Genomic DNA, 24629 nt, shown 5'->3' with positions numbered 1-24629 from the left:
ATATAAGTACATTAACTTGTAATATTTCCTATCGCCACATCCCTCGTGGTATTTTTTTGCTATATTCGCATTGTAAAGAGATATTAGATCATCAATTAAAAAGAAATCACGCCAGACGTTTTTTACGCAGTCTAATTTTACTGGGCCATTGTCATGATAGCATTCCAGAGATTCACGAAATAAATCATTAGTCGGCATTTCTGATTGATACTGATGAACAAAGCAATGCTTATCGTTGGCATTAACTAAGAAAGTAAATGTTTTCATAATTTCATTTATTTCATGGTTGTTTCTGAGACTTGAATCTACCCTAATGTAGGAATATATTGTTCTATGCTAGGATGTTTTATTAGTCGTTTTTTTTACTGTCTCTACTATATTAAGAAGCAAAAGAGTACTAAATACAATAAAACATGTACACCAAACATTACTTAGACCATTTAATTTGGTAGGAGGATCTATATCACCATATTTGATATTCTTCTTAAATGACTTCAACTGTTTATCTGTAAAAAAATCGACATTATTTATCCATAAGTTCAAGGCTTCTTCTAATGTCTTTGCTACATACTGACTAATGTATGTCCCACCTTTATAGTCAGCAATAAATGTAAATAGTTTCATTTTAATTACCTCCTCTACCTCTTTGATGGTCATGGTCTCCTGCATAATCCATCTGTTTTTTATAGTGATCTCTTTGTTTTTTCAATGTTTCTAATTCTTTTTTCTCTTTCGCAGTTTTATTTGTTTTAGATTTTAAATTATCATATTTCTCTTTTGCTGTACTATAATCATTTGCAGCTTGTTGTCTTTTATCAATATTCGAATGCTTTTCATTCTTCCCGCTAGACTTTGAATACCCGCTTCCGTTATTACTACCTTCGCTAACTCTTCCTTTTTTGGAGAATAGCTTCATGAATCCACTTGTTCCCATCAATGAACCGTGAGTGATATCATACACGCCTTTCGCGGTAACCCCCAAAGAAATTCCTGCGGTTTCCGGACTGAGTGCCATTCCTCCTGCAGCTTCTTCGAAACCATTAACAATCTCTGCGGCTCCTGCAAAAATACTTATGATATCACCAACATCCTGTCCTGCGTTGTAGGCAGATGCGTTGCTGTATATTCCGGTTTCACGGAGTGACGTTTGTCCAAGCAGTATGTTATCTGCCATAGCCCGTGCAGCTCCATTGGTAAAACTTAGAGTACCCTTAAAGACGTTGCTTAATCCTCTGCTTATTCCTCCCCATGTGGGCCACATTCCATTGGGATCTACTAATAGGATAGGATTGTTCAAACAGTAAGTGTATGGACTAATCTTATAGTACTTTTCCGTCATCAGGTCCATCGTATGCCATCTTCCCAATACCGGGTCATACTGCCTTGCTCCGTAGTCGTACAAGTTCAATCCGTTCTTTGTATCCAGTTCCTTTCCGTTATACTTAAAAGGTTGAACAGATGAATTTGAAGCGAATATTCCTCCGAACGGATAATAGTGGTTCACTTCTTCTATCATTCCATCTTGGCTGGCAACCACTCTGTTGTTTCCTTGATGGTCTTGGATGTAGTAGTGGAACTTTTTATCTGCTATAGAGAAATATCCCTGTTCGGTCAATAGCTTGTCCCGGCTTCCATTTTCATAGATCACATTGCCGCAGTAGTCGGTTGTAGTGGTGTTTCCTGCGATTATATGTGTAGTTTGGAGTTTAGTTCCGTCTGCGCTATATAGGTAAGAAATTTCACTACCGTCTTTAAACTGTATCCGACGTGGTAAATTTAAGAAATTGTATTGGATATCAGAAATGTTTTTATTCAAATCTTTTGTTAAATTACCGTCTTCGTCGTAGGAATATTCCGTGTCCAGATTCACACCGTCCTTGAACTCGAAACCATTCGCGTATGCTGAACTTGTGGCGCTGTCTGTCACTTTCTTGAGCTGATTGCCTGTGTAAGTAAGAGATAGGTCGTCAATTAATCCGTAACTGCTTTGTCCGGTTTGCCCATAACGCTTCAGTCCTGTGATGTTGCCATGTTTGTCATAACCGGTCACTTGTTCATTGAAGTGATTTGTATTCGTCATCGAATTGCTTCCTTCACTATAATTGGCACTGGTCAGCCTGTTGAGCTTATCGTATGAATATTGGTAATTACGGGTGATTGACTCTTTGTTTGCTTTCCACGTCATGCTACTGATATTTCCGCCATACTGGGGAGTGCCGGGACCATCAGTATAATGTAGCGTTTGAGAGAAGAGAGGGCTTTCGATAGACGTTAGCCAGTTACGGATATTATACGTATTGGTCGTTGTCAGTGTGGAAGTGCCGTCTATTCGGGTTAAGCTTTTAATATTGCCTAAGTCATCGTAGAGATAGCTCATTTTCGTAGAGTCCTTTTCATTTACGATTTGTACAGTTTCAGACAAACGTCCTGCGTGATTGTAGCTGTGTTTGGTTTCTTCGATCAGCTCGGAGTTACTTTTGGAGTGGATATGCTTGGTGTGCACAGGCTGTCCCGTAAAGTTGTAAGCAGTGTATGTCTTTTCGTATCCTCCCAGATGATTGGTCGATTTTATCTGAATGGCACGGCCGTTATAATCATAGTAAGTAACGGTATAGTCGTATCCTGTCACAGATCCGTTTTTGTCCAGTCGAGCTGTCGCGTTTCCGGTCTGCAAGCCTTGCGAACTAGTCGTATATCTTTCTCCGAACTCGCTGTTTGCTTCATAATTCAAACTGCTGTTGGAAATCAGGGTGCCGTTCTGCATCTTAAACTGATAGTCGTCATAATATTTGGCGGTAAGCACTGTGGCTGAATTCAGTGCGACTCCGGTTACGGAATAACCGAGAAGAGAAGCGTTGTTCGTACGTTCACATTTGACGCATGTATTCAGTATCGGGTTGTTGAATGGGTCTATGGCGTTTTTACAAATCCCCGTGATACATTCGCGCCCCATTGCGTCGGGCAATGCGAATTGCCATTCACCTCTTTTTCGTTGTTCTCCTGTTTGGGAGAAGATAAGGCGGTCTGCCAAGTCATAGACTTTGTACTCCCAACTGCAGCCCGGTAACTTGGTGCCTATGCACCGGTTACGCATATCATATTTATAGAGATAGGCGTATTGAGCTAAGGATGCGGAAGTTTGACTCGAATAACTGCTACCGCTTACAAGTTGGGCGGATACCATAGGTGGAAGCACCGCTTTTAAATTATCGAACTCATCATAAAGATAATAAGTGTCGTTATTCGTCTTACTGCCGTTGTTGTGCTCAATTTGCCGGCTAAGTACTACTTGGTCGAATTTATTCTTGAATTCCAATGTCACTTGACGATCTTCGTTTTCGGTCCGGGTGACGGATAGCTCGGAAGATTTGCAATTGCCGGCTACTTTCAGCTCCATGTTTTGGTTATCTTTTTCTGTCATTTCAAACCGAAGGCAGTTGAGCGTATCATTTCCGGCGAAGTTACTCAGGTAGCTGAATTTGGTACTTGCTTTTTGCGAACGCCAGTCGCTTCCGGGACCATATACTTCCCGTACTCTTCCCAAAGGTGAATCTTCGTAGACTTTTTCTGAAAAGTGATAAGTATATTCCTTATAGTTAAAAGCATAGAAATCTTGCAGACTTTCGGTAAACTTCCAGTCTATCATTTCTGTGTTCGAACCTTGTGCGTATGGCAAATACGATTTGGCATCATCTCTTAACAAGTTATCATAAACGATCGGATGGTATATACTCTTGTTCTTATTGGAAGTACCCACTTCTATTTTCTGCGATGGATATCCCAGACCGTTGTAGTAAGTAATTTCTTTTCTTCCCCCACTTCTTGTGTTATCCAGATAATTCGTTGTGGAAATATAGTTGTCTCTTCCAATAGGTAATATTTCTATTGGAATGTTTTGAGGTGACTGTTTGATAATGAAGTGTACTGGAAATGTTGTTTCGAATGTTACATCAAAAAAGAGTACGACGAACTCGGATGATATGTCTGAAATTCCTACCCCTGTGAGCCTTAAACATCTTCTTAAATCTTCCGTTATTCTTGAAGGCACGAGCCTTTCGATTTCTGCAGTGAATAAGTGATTTTTGTTTTCCATCGTTACTATCCACTGACCTCCGTATTCGAGATGTGAATCTATAGAAGTCGTTACTCTCAATCCCAGATCGGATAAAGATATCTCTCCATGTCTACTTTCAGCTGGCGTTATTTCTATCGGAAAATCCTGAGGGGATTCTTTGATAACGAACCGTATCGTATCTGTCGGATCGGCCGTTATGTGAAAGTAAAGGTTGCATATACCGTCTGAATTAGAAGTAAACTCAACTTTGGAAAGTCTCACGTACGGACGCAATTCTTCTGATATGCGTGAAGGAACGAAGTTTTTGATTTCTGCTTCGTTCAAGCTAAAGTTGTTCCTTGCTGTTATCATCCAAGTATCTCCTTCGTAGAGAGTGCTTTCAGGAGAAGATGTGACTTTTAGCCCCATGTTGGTCATGGATATTTGCCCGGTTTCTGTCGCCAATGCAGGACTGGCGAGTAAGCTGCATATTAAAGCTGTAATATAAATAATAATTTTCATAAATTTATCTCTTTAGAGGTTGTTTGAATATTTATATGAACTAATCAGTTCACCCTTATGGTCGGTCTTTTTTATCAGGCGCCCAGAATCATCGTATTTAAAATAGGTAGAAACATTCTTGGGATCTCTAATTTTACTGATACCTATGTATGGGATATATTCATAAGTAGTGATAAATGATGCCGGTAATTGCGTTCTCAAATCTTCAACTTTCTGCATGTCTGAATAGCTGGGCTTCGTTGCGTCTGCCAGTCTTTTGATAAGATCATTCCCCAACAGTCCTGTAACTGATTCGTAATCGCTGTTCTTGATTTCCGCAATTGCATATTTGCCTTTGTATCCGTACAGGTAGACAGTTTCTGTTTTGTCTTTTTCGTTACGGATATGAGTCGGGTTGCTGTAAGAGTCGTATGCCAGGTATGTGGTTGCGGGAATATTAGAAACATCGGCTACTAACTCGTTGCCCACATTATGGAGTCCTTGGTATGTTGCAGCATCAGCATGTTTTCCCAGTATGGATACTTTGTCTTTCACTAAGCTTTTGCTGTCTGCAGTCAGTAACTTATAGAAATATGTCTCATTCTCAGTTACTTTTCCGTTTTTTATCTTTGTCACTTCCAATGGATAGTCGGTGAAGTGTAGCTGATTCATCTGGTAGAAAGAACTATAGGGAGGTACAAATGGAAATATCAGCATGTCCGGCACGTATCGCGTCTTTTCTTCATATATGTTTCCCATTCCGTCTTTACTCGTTTTCAGCTTTATCTGTTTGTTGACAGGATTATATTCGTATTTATCTTTATACTCAATTGTGTTTCCGTTGTCATCGTAAATGATAGTCTGTTTTTCAGTAAGCAGGTTGCTGTAGAACTTTTGATAGTAGGTACCTCCGAAAGCAAACCTTAGGAATCCTTTTGAAGGGGCGTCTGAATTATAGTCAATGACATTAGAAGTGGTTATTTCTGTGATGAGTATAGAATCCTTCTGTATAGGAGTATATTCGAATAGTTCTTTTTGTTTCACATGGCCGGCATAGTCGAATTGCTCTTTGCTCAAGAGCATTCCCCGCTTTAGTGCGTTTGATGAACATGGGGTATAGGGACTATAAGGAGTACCAAAATGAGGTGGGTACTCACGAGAGAACTTATTATTCAGTATAGCTATGGGATCTTCATCCATATAACCTTGCCCAAAATTGCTAAATGTATGGACAGTATATCCGTCTATCAGTTTCCCATTTTTGTCTTCATTGCACTCTATGACTTTAGAATATCCGATATACTCTCCCCGACTGTTGTACCAGAGCGGATTGGATGCTTGAGACATGATGGCATTCAAGGTATAATATTCGGGTCCTCCGTTTTGTGATTTGAGGAGATTGTATAGCTGCCAACCCCAAAGGTATTGTGGAGTGAAAGATAGAATACCGGAAGAGACACCTCCCTTTGTTGTCGGTGTGAATTCTTTTGTGTAGTAATAGTGCTTTCTTGTCAGTAGTTCATCATTGCTATCGTAGTTGTTGATTTCTTTGATACGGAGACCTCCCGGATATGTATAATCTGGAGTGCCTGGATAAGGTAAATGGGCACTTTGTACTGTTTTCCGGTCTGCTGACACCATACTGGATATGACGTTGGGTTCATAAATGAATTCTGTTCTTCCATGTGTGGGGTATGTGATGGATTTTAGCATTTCTGCAGTCACACGAAATCCTCCCTTGTCTCCCATTCTTTTGTTGGTATACTCTTTGCCTTCGGCTATCTGCTTGTCAGCAAAAATTGCATTTTCAAAGAACTCTTTGCTGAAATAGTATGAGAAATTTTCACCGTTATTGAATCCGAGGTTGTCATAGTGTCCTGTATTATATCCGGGTAGGTGATTGGGGAAATAATTTAGTGAATAGGTCGATTGGGTTCCTGATGGAGTCGTTTTAGTCAGTGTTTTCAGTTTTAATCGCTCAGTGGAGCTATTAGTGTAAGTAAACTGATAGTTTATCTTATCCAATATTACCACGGAGTTTAGCTTGTTTAACGTGAAATTCTTTTCTTTTGTAAAAAATGTAGCTGGCCCATGGTCCATACAGGTTTCCCATGCATACTGTGAGTCATAGGGTAATTGTGTACTTGGGGAGTAATGAAACCGGGCAAGTATTTTATTGTCTGTTACATCTTTGACTGTTGCAAGTTGTACAGGGGCTAGTAATTCATAATCATAACTCATTGCTGTTTGCCAGAATAGAGCATCCAAGCTTATACAGAAAGACATATTTCCATTTATTTGAAACGGCATAATTTCGTAGGTGAATTCTATTTCATGTCCTGCAGGAGTTATGATTTTGGAGAGATGCCAGGTGATGGGAGCAGGAAGGTTTAAGAATCCCTTGAAAGGTAGATTGTAATCTGTTTTATCGGTTCCTCCAAATATGTATTTATAACCGTCTGGCGTGGTCAGTGTAAACGAATCAATCAACCAACATGATAAAGGGTTCTTAAATCCGGTTCCTTCTGATCTGCAATAGTTGTAAAATTGAGAAAGTGGACTGGTAAGTTGAGAACGGGTATTATTGTAAGTATTCGAGGTAAATTCAATTTTGATGTCAGAATCTGATTGAACCATCCACTTGCTCTTTTCTTGACTATACATAAAGCTTCCGGTGTAACCGAGAAAGTTAAATTGATACTCGTCTTGGGTCTTAATATAGTTGCCGGATACTCTTACTAGAATGTCTGCTGTGGTTAATAAATCAGCTTCGGTGGTTATAGGCTTGTATTCATTGCTAGAACTTTCATAAGAAATATCTGGCTCATTTTTAATTATCCGGGTAATACATCCTCCGCATTCAAGGCTCCATCCCAATCCCACTTCACTGGGTAGGTTGTTGGGTTTTACATTATAAATATGATAATTGAGGTTGATTGGAAGTTGGATATTATCTCTTAACTTAAATTCGTACAATGGGATAGAGATATTCGGAGTTCCGGTATATAGTCCGACAGGTATTTTACCTTGAGTGTTGGCATTACTGACACCCGGTTGTGGAAAGCCTTGTGCCCCTGTCAACCCAATTACTTTCTCAAATTGCCCTTGCGCTTTCAGGCAATTACTTGCCAATAGAAAAGCTATGGTGAATAATATATATTTCATTTTCATTATTAGTTTATTGATTTTTGTATACTAAGTCCGCCACAAATATTTCTGTATACTGCTGTGGCAGCTGAAACAGATATCTTGGTGGCGGACCTCATTTTTGACTTTCTTACAGACTCATCGCATTAGCGCCCAACACGCCTGCTACTGCCGAAGCCACCGCGATGACTACTTTCAGAATCATATCCCAAAGGGATTTCTTCATTGCCATAATTTACACACCTCCTTTCCGATACTTTAAAAGATTAATTACTTCCTGAAAACGTCTTTATACCTTTGCTCATTCATATTGTCCTCACAGGCTTTCGTTTACCTCAAAGCAAGGACACGCCTTGATCCACTCTTCCGGTTCGATCTCCCCGTCTCCGTTCAGGTCCGGACTGAGATCCCGGTGTCCGCACACCCGGCAGCCGGAGAAGCGTTGTTTCAATTGATACACCAGCAGCCGGAGCGAAGCTTTCTGTTCCGGTGTCCGTGTATCTGCCGGGCGTCCCCGGCAGTCCAGACCGCCTTCATAGCAGATTCCGATACTCGATGCATTGAATCCTTTCACATGTGCCCCGATGCGTTCGATGGGACGAGTGAGGAGTGTTGTCCCGTCTTTGCGGATATAGTAGTGATAACCTGTTCCGTTGAATCCCCGTCGTCGGTGCAGCGTCTCCAGATCAAAGGCCGTCAGTGTCCGGTCCACCCGTGTTGCGGAACAGTGGATCACGATTAAATCGATCTTTCTCATGATTCGTCAGATTTGGTAAATCCCCGGTTTATGATTGCCTTATACGGTTGGGTCCGGAGCTTCTTCGTCACCGTCATCGGGATCCGGTTTGGGTTTGGGGTTTTCCGGATCGGTCTTGTCTCCTTCGCTGTTTTCCGGTTTGTACTTGCTGAAGTCCAGCGTTTTCAGTGCGTCTTTAATCTCCTTTCCGGGGCGGAAGCGGACACGGGCACCTTTGATCAATCCTTCTTTCACGTCCTTCTGGACGAGTACGCCGTTGCTGCGCAAAGTGACATAAAACGAACCGATATTCCCCAGGCGGACGATCTCTCCTTTCTTGAAACTGTCGATCATTTCTGTCTGCAGGGCACGCAGCACACACACTACGTCTGCCCAGTTTACGGTACTCGAACGCTGGATGCGTTCCGCCATTTCATCTATATCGATCTCTCCGCTCGATTTGGCGAGAGCGTAATATAGGTCCGGTTTGTCTTTTTCCATCATGTTCTTGCGGAGCACGCTGGTGAATGAAAATACTTTTGCCATTTCTTTACTGGTTTTAAGTTCTTGAATAAATGATAATAAAGTGTTGCGTCACAGGTGGTTCCTTGCTTGTGACATGACAAAAGTACGGTAGTGGGGATGGGCGATGTCTGTATTTGTCCGCAGGTGTCCGCAGATGTCTTTTTTTATCTGGAAATGTCTGCGGATGTCTGTTCTTGTGGTGGTTTGAGGCCGGGATTAAAAAGAAATTCCCTGATGCGAGCTGAATAATACTGTTCAGTTCACATCAGGGAATGGAACGATTCGTTCCTGATTGGGGTTTAGGACTATGTTATGCTATGTCTTATTCTTTATTGTCTATGTCTTGTAGGTCCCGGCTAAGTTTGTTTTCCAACTCTTCGATACTGGGAAGTCCGGATTTGATATCTTTCGGCAGGGCTTGACCAAGTTCATAATCGGAGATTCCTATAGGTTTATGTACATCCCGTAAGGCATATTCCGCCATAATCTGGTCTTTGTTTTGACAGAGTAGCAGTCCGATGGTCGGATTGTCTCCCTCCCGGCAAAGGATATCGTCTACAGCCGAGCAATAGAAATTGAGTTTGCCGATATATTCGGGTTGAAATTCTCCTCTCTTAAGTTCTACGACCAGATATCTATGCATGAAGGCATTGTACATAAGAATGTCAATGTAGAAATCTTTTTCTGATACTTCGATATGGTATTGCCTGCCCATAAAGGCGAAGCCTGCACCCATTTCGACGAGAAACTTCTCGATATGTTTTATAAGGCCCAGTTCAATATCTCTTTCGTCGTACTCTTCGGTGAACGTAAGCATATCAAAAATATAGGGGTCTTTTAATGTCTCTTTTACTTGCTTGGCTTGTATTTCGGGAAGAGTGGTGTCGAAGTTACTAGCCAATGCTCCGTGAGAATGGTAATAGTCTTGCTTGATTGCCTCGATAAGGAAATCCCGGCTCCAACCGTTTTTCAGGCATTGGATCATGTACCAGTAGCGGGCTTTTATGTCTTTAGTGCGTTGCATTAAGGTTATATTATGTGACCAGCCTAATTTGCTGATAGGTAGGACTATTTCATTATTGTTCAAATACGAAACGGCCCGTTTCGTATTTGTAAGTTGCTGATTATATTCATTATAGAACTGTATCATGAACTGGCAGTTCCTGACAGAGAATCCTTTCATCTCCGGATAATCATTCTTCAAGTCATTGGCGAGCTTCTCCAGGGCATTGTTTCCCCAACCTATTTGTTTTTGACTCTCGGACAGTAGTTTGCCAATATCCCAATACATTGAAAGCATTTCTTCATTGGCTGTGTAAATCGCCTTTTTTTGTGCTAGTAGTACTCTTGCTTTTACTTGTTTGAGTAGATATGCATAGTTGAATGCATGGTTTTGATTTTCCATTTTGATTTCGTTTGTTCCGCTAAAGATACTACTTATTATTGGTTAATCGCTCCCCCTGTTCTAATTATTTTCTTTGCTTGTCTGTATTTGTCCGCAGGTGTCCGCCGATGTCCTTTTTTATCCCCAAAAGTCCGTATTTACTTCAATAAATAGCACTGATTATTTTACAAAACGAACTTTTATTAGTACCTTTATACCATTATAAAATGCTAATAAAATGAGATTATGAAAGAATTAATTGAAGAGAAAAAGTTTGAAATGAGAGCCTATGACAAAGTAGAGCTGGCTCTGCTTTATTGTCCGGGACGTTCGGCAGAGTCAGCTCTTAAAACACTGATGAGATGGATCAAGCAATGCCAGCCGTTGATGCAGGCGTTGGGCGGCATCGGATATAATGTGCGGCGGCATCGTTTCCTGCGTCAGGAGGTGGAACAGATTGTCCGTCATTTGGGCGAGCCTTGAAAAAAGAGAGAATGAAGTTCTTTATCTCTGCTGCTGTTCATACGTCTACTTCCGGTTTCCAGTATATCATTCAGCAGATTGTTGTACTTCTCTTTCTCTCTTCATGTATATGTCTTTCTTCTTTCCAGTACTTGATGGAGGCAGTTTCAGTACTTCTTTTCCCTGATTCAAGTACTTGTACTTCTCGGTTCTTGTACAACCTTTGCTTCTTTCTTGTACTTGTTTCCGGTACGTTTCTGAACTCTGTCGTTACTTCGATGTACGTTTTCTATACCAATTTATCGGGCGTTTTCCGTTACTGCCACTGCCAACTGCCACTTAGCGCTTATTTGTCAGTGAATTCTTTTATTCTGATATATTTATCTGTTTGTTTCTCAATGTATTTTAGCTCGATGAGGCTTTTTAGATATCTACAGGTACTTCGTTCGCTGATACCTTCTGTCAGTGCTTTCTCTTTAATCTGTTTGTAAGTAAAAATCCTAGGTAGGCTCTCTACGACCGACCGGATTCGGAAGTATGACTGCATAGGCTGAGGTTTCATTTTCTCTCCCGGCAGTGAGGAGGCGACCAGCAGGCTGTGGTTGAGGATGGTTTGTACGATCTGCATGGAGGCATGAAAATCCTCGTCTGTACAGATGTATTCCTTCATCTGCATGGCACCTTCATACTTGCGCAGGGCGGTGAAGATGGAAGCTATGCGTGCCACCATCAGTGCGCCACGGAGTACGATAGAGCCCGGCGCGTCCGCTTGTTCGCTGGCCACTTCGTTGAGCAGACAGTCGAAGTAGGCGGTATGTTCCTCCCATTGTCTGTCGCTCAGCGTGACTTCCGTAGGAGATTGTTGGAAGAAGAAGTACATCTCCAATACTTCCTTGCCGAATCCCTTGTAGAGTGTGATATAATCTTCCTGTCCTTTGATGGGGGCCGCCGAACGGTATTTCCATCGTGCTCCGCAGGTGTAGATGCTGAAACGGCAGTAAAGTCCGTTTTCCAAAGAGCGGATAAAGTTGGTCAGTTGGCTGGGGGTGCCGGACAGGCAGAGTGCCAGGCGCGGTACTTCTGCGCAGATGAGTTCGCCGTCTACCTTATAGTCCGTGGCTACCGGTTCATGATGGTAGGCGGCACGGAACACATCGTCGTGCTTGCCGTAATCCTGCTTGATGGCGCCGGAGATCATGTCCAATTCGGTAGCACAGATAATGAGTCCGAGGTCTCCGTTGATTTTCAGCCGGCGGATAATTTGGTTTCTGGAAGTGCTGGGGGCACCGCAGAGGTGGTAATATTCCGGTGGTTCGGGCATGGGAGCAGGGGAGGCTGCTGAAGATTTCGTCCCTTTCTTGATTTGTTGGTTGGTTCGTTCCCATTCCGTGAGTTCACGGTCGTAGGCATCCTTTTTCCGTTTGTTTTCTCCTTTCAGATAATTCTCGATTTCTCGTGGGAGCATGTTTGCCAGTGTGAGAAGTCCTTTACCGGTGGCGGGGGGAGCAATGATCAGGGTGTAGAGCTGCGGACTGTAAGGACGCTGGTCGAAACTGATGCGGACTTGTGGCAGGCATCCGCTCAGGTTGGCGATCAGTCCTAGAAGCAGTATATCGCGTTCGCGTTTGCTGCGTGCCGGTTTCATGGCTCTTTTCAGAAAGTCGGGAAGATGGTCGTATACTTGGTTAGGAATGCAGGGAGTAGATCCTCGTAATTCTTCATTTTTTATGGACAACTCTTCTTCTTTCCCCAATTCATTTTCCACAGAAACAGGCCTAAAGGTGTCAGTTGTCAGTATTGTCAGTGAATTGTTGGTCTCTTGGGGTGCATAGGATAGGTCAACGTATTGATATCCAGCTGATAAGTCTTTTCTGAGTTCTTGCAGCGTGTAGCCGTTTCTCACGATCTCTACTGACATAACAGATGTTAATTTTTCAAGGTCTTCTTTTGAAAATCCCTTACGTCGTGCGCTTCTTCCCATTGCTAGCATAGACTCGTGGCGGTTGCCTTTCTGCCAGGGGTGGTAATGGGTGAAGTTACGGGCGAAGGTTTCGATGTATCCGCAGGCTTCGGTAGCGGGAGGGAAGGGGGAGCCGTTACTGGTGGCATAAGGGTTGCCGTTGCTGCCCGGAAGGTTTCTTTTATCCTTGATCAGGTTGGTCAACGAAGGGTCGGTGTCGAGTTCTTCCCTCCACGGATAAGGTTCGGGAGTGGGATTGTAGTAGGCGTCGGCATCCCATACGCAAGAACAGGGCTGGGTGATGCGGGCGCATTGTTCGTCGCACGGATGCCCGGCGATGCGTTCCAGTGTCTGCTGGCAGATGGCGTAGGCGAGAGGATACTCTTCCGGGGTGCGGGCATCGAGAAATACGACGACTTTGAGGCCTCTGTCGGAGATACTGGTCTGCGTGTAGGCCACGTAGGGGAGAGCACGGAAAAGGGCTTTGACGGCAGATGTCCGTTCGTTCAGGTGGTCGAGGTCGTACATGGCTAGTCGGCTCATCTTTTCCAGATTGGCTGCGGCATGGCTGCAATGCGGGCGGCAGATGCCCTCGATGATGACGACAGGCATGGCGTCTTTTACCATTTTGGCTTCATTGCTGCGGTCGGGACGGTCTTGTAGTTTGCGGTAGCATTCGGTCTGTGCTTTCCAAAGTGTTCCGATGGTTTGCAGATAAAGGTTGTGCAGGGTGATTATGGTAGACTCCTTGCTCCAAGTATTTCTAAAAAAAGAAAATTGAAATTGTAAATTTTCGGTTTGTGGTAAGCTTTGCTTTTCCATACTATGTTTTTTTGTTTTTATTGATAAATGATAGTATGAGATAAAGAAGGGAGAATAGTGCTTTCACTATTTTATTGAGTGCAGAATAGTCGGTTCCTTAAGTCGGCTGCAAAGATAGACCGGGTGTAAGGAAGGGTGAAATGTTAAAAAGGTGATTTTCCTATGTGCTATGCTTGGTTTTTATCTGGTTACAACTACTTCAATGTCGTAATTGATGAAAAGTCCGCTTTCAATAACGCCCGTGATTGTTTTCAGCTGTTCTTCCAGCGAAGCGTCAATATAATGGAAACGGGTATCAAGGATAAAGTTTCCGTTTTCTGTCAAAATAGGACCGTCTTTTCCGTGGGCGGGGCGTAGTGATATTTCGGAGGCACCCAGTCGGCGCAGTTCTTTTTCGACGTATGACAGTGCATGCGGGAACACCTCTACCGGTATGGGGAATTTGCTTCCCAAGATATTGACAAGTTTGCTGGGATCGACGATAATGAAGGTTTTTCCGCTGCTTCTGATCAGCAGCTTTTCTTTGAACATGGCTCCGCCACGTCCTTTTATCAGGTTGCGGTCGGGGTCTACCTCATCCGCTCCGTCGAATGTCCAGTCGGGGCGTTTGTCCCAAAGGGTGGTCTGCGGGATGCCCAGTTGTATGCAAGTCATGGAGATTTCCTGAGAGGCGGGAATCACTTCCAGATATAGGTGCTCTTCGTGAATCCGCTTTGCCAGCTCAAACAAAGTGAGGTAGACGGTGGAACCGGAGCCGGCCCCTATCACATCGCCTGTTTTGGCTGTGGCGGCGATCTCACGTGCTACACGTTCTTTCGCTTCTCTGTTGATAATCTCATTGGACCATTGGAGGTCTTTGATCAGGTGATTTTCCCAGTTCATGGTTCTTGCAGTTTTAGAGTCTCTATTTATATAACGAATGAAAGGGAGTGTTTGGTTCAACAAAAACGGAAGAATTAAAAAATAGATGGATGATTGGTTGGAATATAGTTTTTAATATCTATATTTGTAACCTAAAGGTTTCTTTTTGGAACCTATGGGTGAAACTTAAAAATAAGAATATGGACTAAATTCTATGGTTATGGAAAATATTACGATTGAGAAAATGGAGATTAAAAGGTTTAATGCTCTTTTGATGCGGACGATTGTCGGTATGTTGTTTATGGGAGTATTAATGTGGGAGACATTTTGTCTTGATACTGGCAGAAAGGGATTTTTGGGAGAGACATGGTATATATTTGCATTTGCAGTTTTGCTGTATGTCGTTGTAGCGATAAGAGCTTCCGATATTTTGGAGAGAATAAAGAAAGATAAGAAATTAATGGGAGCATTAGATAGTGAAATATATTCGGACTATAATTCTAAGGCTTTGACAGCAGGCTTTTATGCGGCTATGCAAATGGGATTATTAGTTTATTGCTTTGGAGATTTTTTTAATCTCTCGGTACGTATGGGTGCTCTGGTTATAGTGGTGGTAGCTATGCTTTTCTCAGAAATAAGAAGATTGCTTCTGTATAATCCCTATAAAGATGGAAAATAAAGAACTGCTCAATAAAATAAAGGTCTACAGGGCGATGAAGAATATCAGCCAGGAAGAACTGGCTGTAGCCATTGGAGTAACCCGAAAGACAATCAATACGGTAGAGACCGGAAAGTTTATTCCCTCTACTGTCCTTGCGCTGAGGATAGCACGTTATTTCGGGGTTCCGGTGGAAGAAATTTTTGTGTTGAATGATGAAGCATCGTATTGAAATGATGAACTCTGCCTGACGGCTTTCTTTTACTTACAATATCAGCCAGATCGCTATGATATGCCCTATGCTTCCTCCCAAACAGAACAGATGGAACGTAGCGTGCATATATGGCTTGCGCAGCGAATAGAACACTGCCCCGATGATATACGAAACTCCTCCGCCTATCAGCCACCAAAAAGCCGGACCGGCTCCCATCTCTGCTAAATGATCCATCAAAGGCTTCATAGCCACGAGGATGCAGGCTCCCATAGCTATATAACAAGCGGTTTCCAGATTACTGTGTTCTTTCAGTTTCTTGAAACTCAGTATAAAACCGACGATAGCCGACAGCCAGACAAAAGAGAAAATTCCCCATCCCCAACCGCCTGCGTGCCTCATGACGAGCAGTGTAAACGGAGTGTACGTCCCCGCAATGTGCAGATAGATAGCCCCGTGATCGAATTTGCGAAGCAATTCCTTCAGCTTACCCGGACGGCTGCCGTGATACCAGGTGGAGCTGACATAAGAAGACAGCATGCCAAACAGGTAGACGGTTACACAAGCTACCGCCCACTTCGGTTCGGCACCCGCCGCCGCTTTCGCGAGCAGGAAATAGCCGGCTATGACTCCAAGCAGTATACCTGCTCCGTGACTGAGCGTGTTTGCCCATTCTTCGACGTTATTGTATCTTTTATTTTCCAATGTTTCCTTTCGGCTTTGGTTAGAGCCGCAAAGGTACACTTTTATTTTTTCTTGAAAGCCAGAGTGATTTTCTTTTTAATAGGTTGGGTTTTCTTTCTAAACCAGTTTTCCTTCGATGAAGGTGGAGCTGATTCGCGTTCAGCTTTGATTGATTTTATCAAAAACTCTTTCATCTGATTGGCTGGTGGGTATATCCATACAAATTCAGAGTCTCTATAACTTTGGTCAGCTTCCGAAAGAAAACTCCAATCTTCCGTGTCAAAGTTATAAAACCCAAGATTGGTTTCTCCGTGTTCGTCACAAGTCAGTACTATGACTGAAAACTCTTCTTCCTCATGTCTGGGAAGTTCTTTCTTTTTGTATATCTTCATATTCTCTTTATTATAATTTTGTTATTAAATTGTTTTGCTACTTGTTTTCGGAAATCAAGGAATAACGCAAGCTGGCTGACGTTTTCTTTCAGTGTCGGATTGCGTCCGTTGGAGTAATAAGGTATCTGGATGTCGGCATACGCCGTTGCGGTGGTGTCGGGAGCAAAGCTGGTCATGGTGAGCTCTTCCTTGGAGGGTTTTCCGTACTTCAGATTCGGTTTGATCGTGTTATCGGACTGCTGTGAAAAGGTAGTCGATAGCAAGCATAACAGAAATGTTGAGAATATGAATAGTCTTTTCATATCGAGTGTGTTTTGTCTTCTCCGACAAAGATAAAAAAAATGGGGCTGTGTCAAAACTAAGGCACATCCCCTTCTTTTTTTAATATAAAATAGTCGTTCCTCTTTTTTTGTCTATGCGACTATTTTTTCAGTAATTAGGTAATAAGGCTTAATATTCGTCGTATTTTGAGTCACACGTGGTCTGATAAAGATAAATATAGTGTGTGCACTCCTTCTCTTTCCTGCTTTTAGTAGTTTTGTACACATCTTTTTGATATTAAAAGCTATAGCAAAGAAGGCAAAGTCCATTGTAACCTTGTCTTCTCCCACATGCCGGAACCTTTTGTATGCCATGTTGTGTTTCATTTGTCCAAAAACTGCTTCCGGTTCTATACATCGCCTTCCCCTATGCCTGATGCCTTCTTCCGAGAGTAACCTTTCCCGTGCCTGCCGTTTGTATTGGTTTAACCGGTGGTTGACTTCTATCATACGGTTCCCCCTAGCTTTAAAGCAACTGCCACACAAAGGACACCCTTCACATCTTTGTGCTTTATACCGGGCACTTTCGGTGATGTATCCGCTTGCTGTTTTGTCACGTCTGGTTCCTATACGGTTCATGTGCTGCCCCATAGGACAAACGTAATAATCCTCCCCCGCATTGTAATGGAGACTCTCCGCATGGAATGGATTGGGGGTATAACGGGGACGCTGTTCTTTATGGAAGTAGTTGTACTTGACAAAGGCTTCTATCCCATTATCTTGCATGAACCGATAATTTTCTTCCGAGCCGTAACCGGAGTCTGCCACACCGACAGTTGGTAAGCGGTTATAGCGTTGCTCAAAGGAGTGGAAGAAAGGTATGAGGGTCAGTGTATCGGTTGGGTTGGGAAACAGTCGGAAGTCTATGAGGAATTGGTTCTCGGTACCTATTTGCAGATTATATCCGGGTTTGGTCTGTCCGTTTCTCATGGCGTCTTCTTTCATGCGCATGAAGGTGGCATCAGGATCGGTCTTGGAGTAGGAGTTGCGTTCTCCAAGAGTATCAAGATGGTTGTCGTATTCTATCAACTTGTCACGGTACTCCTCAAGTTCCCGGACCTGTTTCTTCTTTTCCCGGATGACCTTCTTTTGTTCCTTGTCCTTTGTTACAGGCTGGTGTTCCAGCACCTCTTTAAGTTCATTCACTATATCTGAGAGCATGGCGGGAGTGAACTCTACGGGTGTATCTTTCATGGAGTTCTCTTGGGCTATGACTTCATCCACCTGCTTCAGGAGAATGCGGATCTTATCCATCAGCTTTGTACGGTTCTTTTCGACTGTCTTGCGCCAGACAAAAGTATATTTGTTGGCTTTCGACTCAATCTTGGTACCGTCAATATACTCTACGTCAAGGCTGATGAAACCTTTGTCGGCAAGGACAAGAACCAACTGCGTGAATACAGTATTTATTTCCTCTTTTACACGGTTTCGAAAACGGTTGATGGTAATAAAATCCGGATGTTCATTACCGGAAAGCCAGATATAATGAATATCACGTAGGAGAAGCTTCTCTATTTTGCGGCACGAATAGATATTGTTCATGTAGGCGTAAATAATCACCTTAAGCATCATTTTAGGATGATAAGGACAACGACCGGTTGCTTTATAAAGCTTCTTGAAATTGTCAAGATTGAGATTATCAACAACAGTATGAACTATGCGAACCGGATCGTTCGCTGCTATGTTTTCATCAATTCTTCCGGGAAAAAGAACTGTTTGGTTGGGAATGTAAGGACGAAAATGTAACTTTGCCATAACGAAAAACTTTATGCCTAAAGATACAAAAACTTTGGGTAATAACAAAGCCCGGGCTTGTGAAAGTCTGGGCTTTGTGCATAAAAAAAGGTTGTGCCAGCGTTTTGACACAACCTCATTTTTATTTCAGTTATGCGGATAAAAGATTATACCAGGTGTCCGATCCACTCTTCGCGGTCGCCCGGAAGGAGGTCGATGACGGGGACTTCTACCATGGTGTAGCACCCCGGTTGCTGCTTCATGGAAGCGCGTGCCACGCACACAAGTACCTGTGCGGTCAGTGCCGGATTGTTGATGCGCATATTGAACTCGAACAGCTGATTCTGCGTTTTACCGGAAACTCCCTTGCGAGTCAGATTTACACCGTGTCCCATATCGAGCAGTGCGTCTACGCTGGGCACAAGTTTTACATGTGTCTCGTCGTTCACGAAGTAAGGGTCTGCCTTGATGGCTGCGGCTACTTCTTCAAACTTGTATCCGTCTTTCAGTTCGATATATACCATGCGGCGGTGGATTCCCGTTCCAGTAGGGATCGTCATGGAGAGGGCGGCTTTCACTCCGTCGATCGCTTTTACGGCTACGGTGTGTCCCATACTCATGCCGGGACCGAAGTTGGTGTAAGTGATGCCTTTCGGAGCGATTGCTTCGAGCATGGTGCGTACGATCGAGTCGCTTCCCGGATCCCATCCTGCGGAGATGATGGATACGGCTTTGTGCTCTTTGGCGGTGGCATCCAGCGTGCGGCGCAGGTCAACGATGCCTGTGTGGATGTCGAAGCTGTCCACCGTGTTGATTCCCATTGCCAAATATTCTTTCGCGTATTTCTCAACGCTGCGGGTCGGTGTGCAGAGGATGGCCACTTCCACTCCTTCCAGCTCTTTGATATCTTTGACTACTGCATAGTTTGCCAACTCTTCCGGCTTGTTCTCTGCTCCTGCACGACGAACTACTCCGGCTATTTCGAAATCAGGCGCTGCCTGTAGCGCTTCAAGTACATAGTGTCCGATATTGCCGTAACCGACAATAGCTGCTCTTACTTTTTTCATTCTTTTATTGGTTTTATATGAACATTTTTCTTTAATTCTGCCACAAAAGTAAACAAATTACTAGGAAGTTTTGTTTACTGCCTGCATTATTTTTAATTTTTTCACCTCTGACTGCGAGGCGGAAATGTTGCGAAAGTCTTTTCATCTGTGGTGAATTTGTCTTATCTTTGCAAGGTATATGATAGAATATGTAAGAGGCGAACTTGCCGAACTTAGTCCGGCAACCGCAGTAATCGACTGTAACGGGGTAGGCTATGCCGCCAATATATCCCTGAATACTTATTCGGCTATTCAGGGGAAGAAAAACTGTAAGTTATATATCTATGAAGCTATTCGGGAGGACGCGTATGTGCTCTACGGATTTGCCGACAAGCAGGAGCGGGAGATTTTCCTGCTGCTCATTTCCGTGTCGGGCATCGGAGGCAATACGGCACGTATGATTCTCTCTGCCCTTTCGCCTGCCGAACTGGTGAATGTGATCAGCACCGAAAATGCGAATTTGCTGAAAACGGTGAAGGGGATCGGACTGAAAACAGCGCAGCGTGTCATTGTCGACCTGAAAGACAAGATAAAGACGATGGGAGCCACCGTGGCAGGAGGAAGCGCTTCTGCCGGAATGCTGCTGCAATCTGCCAGCGTAGAAGTGCAGGAGGAAGCGGTAGCCGCTCTGACCATGCTTGGCTTTGCCGCCGCGCCTTCGCAGAAAGTGGTACTGGCTATCTTGAAGGAAGAACCGGATGCTCCGGTGGAGAAAGTAATAAAACTGGCTTTGAAAAGACTGTAGAATAGGTAATAGGTAATAGGTAATAGGTAATAGGGCGTGGAGAAACTAAAACAAGCAACAGAATAATAATGAAACAAGGGAAAATTTATATGAAAGCATGGCTGGATCTTCATGGCCGTGCAAAGGTGTTGGCGACGGATCACTGGTATCTTGAATTTGCCAATCTTTTATTGCCTGTCGTCAGCGAATCTTATTTATATAAGTCGGAGACACAGGAAAGCCAGAATCAGGTGACTCTGATGCTGACTCTTTATCTGGAAGACTGTGTGACGGACGGAGGCAACTGGCGCCAGTTCATCCGTTGGCATAAAAGGAATTACGGACGTTACCTGCCGTTTTATGAATTGTCGGAAGGTTATCTCACCGACGAGATCAATAAAGAGGATATCGCTTTCTTGCTGTGGGGAATTAATTCGCCGGTAGGCGATGACTTTGACGGTGTGGAGAATCCCTTGGATGCGGACTTGCTGGAGTTTGCCGATGTGATCTATGCGCAGTTGGAGGATGTTTTCGAGAAAGCGCCTATCAGCGACGGACTTGCCGGAGACTGGCTGATGGAATCGGAGCTGATGGAGAAGCAGCGGACTGCTTTGCCTGTTGCCTCGCCGGGCGATCAGTTGCCCGTGAATGTGGAACGCTTTCTGAAAGCGAGTGGTGGCGAGCCGTTGATGTTCTTCGATTCGTATGAGGCTTTGAAACTGTTCTTTGTGCAGGCCCTGCAATGGGAGGACGAGGAAGATGCTCTGTTGCCCGACTTGAAGGAGTTTTCGGATTTCGTGATGTACGCTAATCCGAAAGGTTTGCTGATAGGTCCGGACGTAGCCCGCTACTTTGCCGACAAACGGAATCCGCTGTATAATGCGGAAATGGCTGAGGAAGAGGCGTACGAACTTTTCTGCGAGGAAGGGCTGTGCCCGTTCGATCTGCTGAAGTACGGCATGGAACATGACCTGCTGCCGGAAGCGCAATTCCCTTTCGAGAACGGGAAAGAGCTGCTGCACGAAAACTGGGACTTTATTGCCCGCTGGTTTTTGGGCGAGTATTACGAAGGAGAATGATACTTTGTTAAGTTATGCCAATCAAAAAAAGTAACAATCCGTTCGCCGGAAAGGCGAAGCCTGCTGCCGGAAAAAAGAAAGGGACGGGGAAACGGATAGGTAAGTCAAAGGTGGAGAAGGCTAATAATCAGTTGAATAGGAGAGTGAAATAAGCCTTTGGAGACTGCGCCCTTTCTACCTGTCAGGCTACGCCGTTTTATGTAGGCAGGCTACGCCGTTTTAGGATGCTGGTTTACGCCGTTTCTCCAAGGTAAAAGGGTGCGAGCAAGAAAACAATGCTGCGTCTCTTTAAAGTTGGAATGAAATATCATTACTATTTGTGCCTAATGATAAGTCGGAGAACAGTCTCTTGAATTGAAATAAAAATCGGTAAGCGATGAAAAAATAAATGTGCTATCTCTGATAAACACAAATTTTCATCGCTTACCGTTTTTTACTTATCCTTTTCGGACTGCTTGATTTATTCTTCTCCGATAGCGCTTTTATCACTTTTCCGGAAAGCCGTTACTCCGAAAGAACCTTTATTCTTCGGCAGCTTCTTCCATCGCTTTCCGTTCTTTTTTCTTATTGATAAATCCGATTTTCAGATTGGCGTCTTCCTGTTCTTTCTTGATTTGCTGCATGGCGGAAAGGATTTTCGACAGTTCGTAAACGCCTGCTACTGCCTGTCGGTCAGTCGGACTCATCGTCGTTGTGTATCTACGGTCGCCGATAAATTCCACACGGATATTCTTGTCTTTGTTGAGGTTCAGAAATTCGATCACGTTACCGTCTTCTCCCAATTTGTAATCGGCTTTTTCTATTTTCTCGTTCATATCCGATGTTTCGTAGCTGTCCTTCGAAGTCGGAGTTTCGGCAAAACTGCCGTCGGGAGTCATCACTTTGACGCCTACATGATGGATATTGCCGGCTCCGCAATAAATGGAAGTCATGCTCATAATTCCCTGCTCGCTCACTTGGAAGCGAAGGAAGGAACGATGGAGATTCTTCTCGATGGCTTGTGTAGGCCATATGTAGTTACCCACTTGCTGATATTCGGCATCTTTCTCCAGGGTGTACTTGCCTTTGATGGCGTCAAACGCTGCTTGCTTTGCCTGGAGAGCACTGTCCAGAAAGGCCAGAATCTCTTGTTGAGCCTTGAGTTCCACATCCAGCATCAATTCCTGACCGGCTTTGCGGGCCTCGAATGCTTTGGGATACAAAATCTTGATACTGTCGATTTGTGTCTTTGCTTCTTCGTAGTCGCCACGTTCGTAGGCAGCACGGGCAATCGTCAGTTTTTCATTGGCTTTTTTCTCGATGCCGTTTCCGCAGGCTGTCAGTGCCAGCGTGCCGCAAAAGAAGATAATCAGTTTTTTCATCATACCATTTACATTTTACTATTAGACGATTTGCGATGGAGATGGGACGTGCAGTGTTCACGACTTACCGCCAACTGTTCGTTACTTGCGGTTTGCCGTTCGTGTTACTTGCCGTTTACCGTTCCTCGCCCGTTCATCGTTTACTTTATAGCGACAAAAATACAAATATATCCCTTATTTTTGTAATTTTGCCCCCTCAAAACTTGTATTGGCAATAAGTGTTTGATGATTATGGACCGCCCGACCGGTGTTTTCATCAACTATTTAACTGTCTGTTGCCAGTCGTTAAGCATTAAAAAGATGATAGAGTTGACTCAAGAGGAACTGAAACAGTATTTTAGCGAACCGATCTTCGGACACATTGCCGAAACCGCTGACGCACTCGGACTGGAGTGTTACGTGGTAGGCGGTTACGTTCGTGATATTTTTCTGCAACGTCCCTCCAAAGATATAGATGTAGTAGTAGTAGGCAGCGGGATCGCAATGGCGGAAGCACTTGGAAAACGCTTGGGGCGTGGTGCGTACGTCTCTGTTTTCAAGAATTTCGGTACGGCACAAGTGAAATATAAAGGTACGGAAGTCGAATTTGTAGGTGCCCGCAAAGAATCCTATCAACGGGATTCACGGAAGCCCATCGTGGAAGACGGAACACTGGAGGACGATCAGAACCGCCGTGACTTTACTATTAACGCGATGGCTGTCTGCCTGAACAAAGCACGCTTTGGCGAACTGGTTGACCCGTTTGGCGGCATGGCGGACATGAAGGAAAAGACCATCCGCACACCCCTCGATCCGGATATCACGTTCAGTGACGACCCGCTGCGCATGATGCGTTGCATTCGCTTTGCCACGCAACTGAATTTTTATATCGATGACGATACGTTCGAATCGCTCTGCCGTAACAAAGACCGGATTGAAATCATATCCCGTGAACGGATTGCGGATGAGCTGAACAAGATCATTCTTTCGCCTATCCCTTCAAAAGGCTTTGTAGAACTGGAACGAAGCGGACTGCTTCCGTTGATTTTTCCGGAACTGGCTGCCTTGCAGGGAGTAGAAACACGAAACGGACGGTCGCACAAGGATAACTTTTACCATACGCTGGAAGTGCTGGACAATATCAGCAAAAAGACGGATAATCTCTGGTTGCGTTGGGCAGCTTTGCTGCACGATATCGCCAAGCCTGCAACGAAACGTTGGGAGCCTAAAGCGGGCTGGACGTTCCATAATCATAATTTTATCGGTGAGAAGATGATTCCGAATATTTTCCGGAAGATGAAGTTGCCGATGAATGAGAAGATGAAGTATGTGCAGAAAATGGTCAGCTTGCACATGCGTCCCATTGTGATAGCGGATGATGTAGTGACGGATTCTGCCGTACGCCGTCTGCTTTTTGAGGCGGGGGATGATATCGACGACTTGATGACACTTTGCGAAGCGGATATCACTTCGAAAAACATGGAGCGCAAGCAGCGTTTTCTGAATAACTTCCAGCTGGTTCGCCAAAAGTTGAAAGACCTTGAAGAAAAGGACCGTGTCCGTAATTTCCAGCCTCCGGTGAGTGGAGAAGAGATCATGGAAACTTTCGGCTTACAGCCCTGTCGTGAAGTCGGTGCTTTGAAAAGTGCGATAAAGGATGCTATTCTGGATGGAGTTATCCCCAATGAGTATGAGGCAGCCCATGCTTTTATGCTGGAACGGGCGGCGAAGATGGGACTGAAGCCTGTAAAATAGCTTTTCTTGTTCAAATTGGGGTGACTAACAAGTCGATTCTATCTCAAATCTCCTCCTTCGGGAAGGAGGAGTGGTCGCAGACCGAGGTGGTAGGAGAAATAATGTTTGTTCCTATTACTTTGTAAATGATAGGGTTATGTATTCACCTACCACCTCCCCCTACGGGTACTCCTC

The 24629-nt window shown here is 44.0% G+C and carries 21 protein-coding genes; 7 read left to right on the top strand and 14 right to left on the bottom strand.

What is annotated here, in order from left to right:
* Nucleotides 1-625 precede the first annotated feature (625 nt).
* The 6 genes from BT_RS10100 to BT_RS10075 form a co-directional block, all read right to left on the bottom strand.
* On the bottom strand, nt 626-4576 hold the full coding sequence (locus BT_RS10100) for a DUF6443 domain-containing protein (protein ID WP_011108080.1): 3951 nt from the start codon (nt 4574-4576) through the stop codon (nt 626-628).
* Between the two features lie 12 nt (nt 4577-4588).
* Complete coding sequence (locus BT_RS10095) at nt 4589-7720, bottom strand: hypothetical protein (protein ID WP_011108079.1); 3132 nt, start codon at nt 7718-7720, stop codon at nt 4589-4591.
* Nucleotides 7721-7832: 112 nt separating this feature from the next.
* Nucleotides 7833-7928 carry a smalltalk protein gene (locus BT_RS10090; protein WP_008766360.1) on the bottom strand — a complete coding sequence of 32 codons (96 nt, stop codon included), beginning with the start codon at nt 7926-7928 and terminating at the stop codon, nt 7833-7835.
* A 90-nt stretch (nt 7929-8018) separates the two neighbouring features.
* Nucleotides 8019-8459, bottom strand: a complete 441-nt coding sequence (locus BT_RS10085; RefSeq protein ID WP_011108078.1) for an N-acetylmuramoyl-L-alanine amidase — start codon at nt 8457-8459, stop codon at nt 8019-8021.
* Between the two features lie 39 nt (nt 8460-8498).
* Nucleotides 8499-8984 carry an HU family DNA-binding protein gene (locus BT_RS10080; RefSeq protein ID WP_008766358.1) on the bottom strand — a complete coding sequence of 162 codons (486 nt, stop codon included), beginning with the start codon at nt 8982-8984 and terminating at the stop codon, nt 8499-8501.
* A 301-nt stretch (nt 8985-9285) separates the two neighbouring features.
* Nucleotides 9286-10368 carry a PDDEXK nuclease domain-containing protein gene (locus tag BT_RS10075; protein ID WP_008766357.1) on the bottom strand — a complete coding sequence of 361 codons (1083 nt, stop codon included), beginning with the start codon at nt 10366-10368 and terminating at the stop codon, nt 9286-9288.
* Between the two features lie 225 nt (nt 10369-10593).
* Here BT_RS10075 and BT_RS10070 point away from each other — a divergent pair, with 225 nt between their 5' ends.
* Nucleotides 10594-10830, top strand: coding sequence for a DUF4248 domain-containing protein (locus BT_RS10070; protein WP_008761123.1), 237 nt, complete (start codon nt 10594-10596; stop codon nt 10828-10830).
* A 325-nt stretch (nt 10831-11155) separates the two neighbouring features.
* Here the strand turns inward: BT_RS10070 and BT_RS10065 are convergent, their stop codons facing one another.
* Together BT_RS10065 and rpiA are read right to left on the bottom strand one after the other, a co-directional pair.
* The gene (locus BT_RS10065; RefSeq protein WP_011108077.1) at nt 11156-13591 is read right to left on the bottom strand and encodes a DUF3987 domain-containing protein; all 2436 of its coding nucleotides are present in this window, start codon (nt 13589-13591) and stop codon (nt 11156-11158) included.
* 180 nt (nt 13592-13771) lie between these two features.
* Nucleotides 13772-14473 (bottom strand): ribose 5-phosphate isomerase A, encoded by a 702-nt coding sequence (rpiA, locus tag BT_RS10060; RefSeq protein WP_008761124.1) that lies wholly within the window; start codon nt 14471-14473, stop codon nt 13772-13774.
* Between the two features lie 199 nt (nt 14474-14672).
* On the opposite strand from rpiA, the gene BT_RS10055 reads away from it, so the two are divergent.
* Nucleotides 14673-15131 carry a hypothetical protein gene (locus BT_RS10055; RefSeq protein WP_008766355.1) on the top strand — a complete coding sequence of 153 codons (459 nt, stop codon included), beginning with the start codon at nt 14673-14675 and terminating at the stop codon, nt 15129-15131.
* Complete coding sequence (locus tag BT_RS10050; RefSeq protein WP_008761125.1) at nt 15121-15342, top strand: helix-turn-helix transcriptional regulator; 222 nt, start codon at nt 15121-15123, stop codon at nt 15340-15342. The genes BT_RS10055 and BT_RS10050 overlap by 11 nt, the downstream gene beginning before the upstream one ends.
* A 33-nt stretch (nt 15343-15375) precedes the next feature.
* Here BT_RS10050 and BT_RS10045 read toward each other — a convergent pair whose 3' ends face one another.
* The 5 genes from BT_RS10045 to BT_RS10025 form a co-directional block, all read right to left on the bottom strand.
* Nucleotides 15376-16026: a PAQR family membrane homeostasis protein TrhA gene (locus BT_RS10045; RefSeq protein ID WP_032850333.1), complete on the bottom strand. Its 651-nt coding sequence runs from the start codon at nt 16024-16026 to the stop codon at nt 15376-15378.
* A gap of 41 nt (nt 16027-16067) precedes the next feature.
* Nucleotides 16068-16397 (bottom strand): hypothetical protein, encoded by a 330-nt coding sequence (locus BT_RS10040; RefSeq protein WP_008761127.1) that lies wholly within the window; start codon nt 16395-16397, stop codon nt 16068-16070.
* Complete coding sequence (locus BT_RS10035) at nt 16394-16699, bottom strand: hypothetical protein (protein ID WP_008761128.1); 306 nt, start codon at nt 16697-16699, stop codon at nt 16394-16396. Before BT_RS10035 ends, BT_RS10040 begins: the two co-directional genes overlap by 4 nt.
* 111 nt (nt 16700-16810) lie before the next feature.
* The gene (locus BT_RS10030) at nt 16811-18472 is read right to left on the bottom strand and encodes an IS1182-like element ISBthe2 family transposase (RefSeq protein WP_011108076.1); all 1662 of its coding nucleotides are present in this window, start codon (nt 18470-18472) and stop codon (nt 16811-16813) included.
* Between the two features lie 146 nt (nt 18473-18618).
* Complete coding sequence (locus BT_RS10025; RefSeq protein WP_008761129.1) at nt 18619-19518, bottom strand: diaminopimelate dehydrogenase; 900 nt, start codon at nt 19516-19518, stop codon at nt 18619-18621.
* A 178-nt stretch (nt 19519-19696) separates the two neighbouring features.
* On the opposite strand from BT_RS10025, the gene ruvA reads away from it, so the two are divergent.
* The 3 genes from ruvA to BT_RS24360 all read left to right on the top strand — a co-directional run bounded on the left by ruvA (nt 19697) and on the right by BT_RS24360 (nt 21512).
* Nucleotides 19697-20302, top strand: coding sequence for a Holliday junction branch migration protein RuvA (ruvA, locus tag BT_RS10020; protein WP_008766351.1), 606 nt, complete (start codon nt 19697-19699; stop codon nt 20300-20302).
* Between the two features lie 68 nt (nt 20303-20370).
* A complete protein-coding gene (locus BT_RS10015) occupies nt 20371-21360 on the top strand; it encodes a DUF3843 family protein (protein WP_008761131.1) in 990 nt (329 codons plus the stop codon).
* 14 nt (nt 21361-21374) lie between these two features.
* The gene (locus BT_RS24360; protein WP_008766350.1) at nt 21375-21512 is read left to right on the top strand and encodes a hypothetical protein; all 138 of its coding nucleotides are present in this window, start codon (nt 21375-21377) and stop codon (nt 21510-21512) included.
* A 369-nt stretch (nt 21513-21881) separates the two neighbouring features.
* Here BT_RS24360 and BT_RS10010 read toward each other — a convergent pair whose 3' ends face one another.
* Nucleotides 21882-22721, bottom strand: a complete 840-nt coding sequence (locus BT_RS10010; protein ID WP_008761132.1) for a hypothetical protein — start codon at nt 22719-22721, stop codon at nt 21882-21884.
* A 300-nt stretch (nt 22722-23021) separates the two neighbouring features.
* Here BT_RS10010 and BT_RS10005 point away from each other — a divergent pair, with 300 nt between their 5' ends.
* Nucleotides 23022-24455: a CCA tRNA nucleotidyltransferase gene (locus tag BT_RS10005; RefSeq protein WP_162303110.1), complete on the top strand. Its 1434-nt coding sequence runs from the start codon at nt 23022-23024 to the stop codon at nt 24453-24455.
* The last annotated feature ends 174 nt before the right edge of the window (nt 24456-24629 follow it).

The sequence above is a fragment of the Bacteroides thetaiotaomicron VPI-5482 genome (assembly GCF_000011065.1).
GTDB classification, from domain to species: domain Bacteria; phylum Bacteroidota; class Bacteroidia; order Bacteroidales; family Bacteroidaceae; genus Bacteroides; species Bacteroides thetaiotaomicron.
Note: the sequence above shows the minus strand (reverse complement) of the source record. Positions and strands in the feature narration are given on the sequence as shown.

Coding starts and splice junctions, on each gene's coding strand:
- BT_RS10010 (WP_008761132.1), bottom strand. CDS start 22,721: ATGAAAAAACTGATTATCTTCTTTTGCGGCACGCTGGCACTGACAGCC.
- BT_RS10050 (WP_008761125.1), top strand. CDS start 15,121: ATGGAAAATAAAGAACTGCTCAATAAAATAAAGGTCTACAGGGCGATG.
- BT_RS10005 (WP_162303110.1), top strand. CDS start 23,022: ATGATAGAGTTGACTCAAGAGGAACTGAAACAGTATTTTAGCGAACCG.
- rpiA (WP_008761124.1), bottom strand. CDS start 14,473: ATGAACTGGGAAAATCACCTGATCAAAGACCTCCAATGGTCCAATGAG.
- BT_RS10030 (WP_011108076.1), bottom strand. CDS start 18,472: ATGGCAAAGTTACATTTTCGTCCTTACATTCCCAACCAAACAGTTCTT.
- BT_RS10100 (WP_011108080.1), bottom strand. CDS start 4,576: ATGAAAATTATTATTTATATTACAGCTTTAATATGCAGCTTACTCGCC.
- BT_RS10075 (WP_008766357.1), bottom strand. CDS start 10,368: ATGGAAAATCAAAACCATGCATTCAACTATGCATATCTACTCAAACAA.
- BT_RS10095 (WP_011108079.1), bottom strand. CDS start 7,720: ATGAAATATATATTATTCACCATAGCTTTTCTATTGGCAAGTAATTGC.
- BT_RS10085 (WP_011108078.1), bottom strand. CDS start 8,459: ATGAGAAAGATCGATTTAATCGTGATCCACTGTTCCGCAACACGGGTG.
- BT_RS10015 (WP_008761131.1), top strand. CDS start 20,371: ATGAAACAAGGGAAAATTTATATGAAAGCATGGCTGGATCTTCATGGC.
- BT_RS10090 (WP_008766360.1), bottom strand. CDS start 7,928: ATGAAGAAATCCCTTTGGGATATGATTCTGAAAGTAGTCATCGCGGTG.
- BT_RS10025 (WP_008761129.1), bottom strand. CDS start 19,518: ATGAAAAAAGTAAGAGCAGCTATTGTCGGTTACGGCAATATCGGACAC.
- BT_RS10040 (WP_008761127.1), bottom strand. CDS start 16,397: ATGAAGATATACAAAAAGAAAGAACTTCCCAGACATGAGGAAGAAGAG.
- BT_RS10070 (WP_008761123.1), top strand. CDS start 10,594: ATGAAAGAATTAATTGAAGAGAAAAAGTTTGAAATGAGAGCCTATGAC.
- BT_RS10065 (WP_011108077.1), bottom strand. CDS start 13,591: ATGGAAAAGCAAAGCTTACCACAAACCGAAAATTTACAATTTCAATTT.
- BT_RS24360 (WP_008766350.1), top strand. CDS start 21,375: ATGCCAATCAAAAAAAGTAACAATCCGTTCGCCGGAAAGGCGAAGCCT.
- ruvA (WP_008766351.1), top strand. CDS start 19,697: ATGATAGAATATGTAAGAGGCGAACTTGCCGAACTTAGTCCGGCAACC.
- BT_RS10035 (WP_008761128.1), bottom strand. CDS start 16,699: ATGAAAAGACTATTCATATTCTCAACATTTCTGTTATGCTTGCTATCG.
- BT_RS10055 (WP_008766355.1), top strand. CDS start 14,673: ATGGAAAATATTACGATTGAGAAAATGGAGATTAAAAGGTTTAATGCT.
- BT_RS10080 (WP_008766358.1), bottom strand. CDS start 8,984: ATGGCAAAAGTATTTTCATTCACCAGCGTGCTCCGCAAGAACATGATG.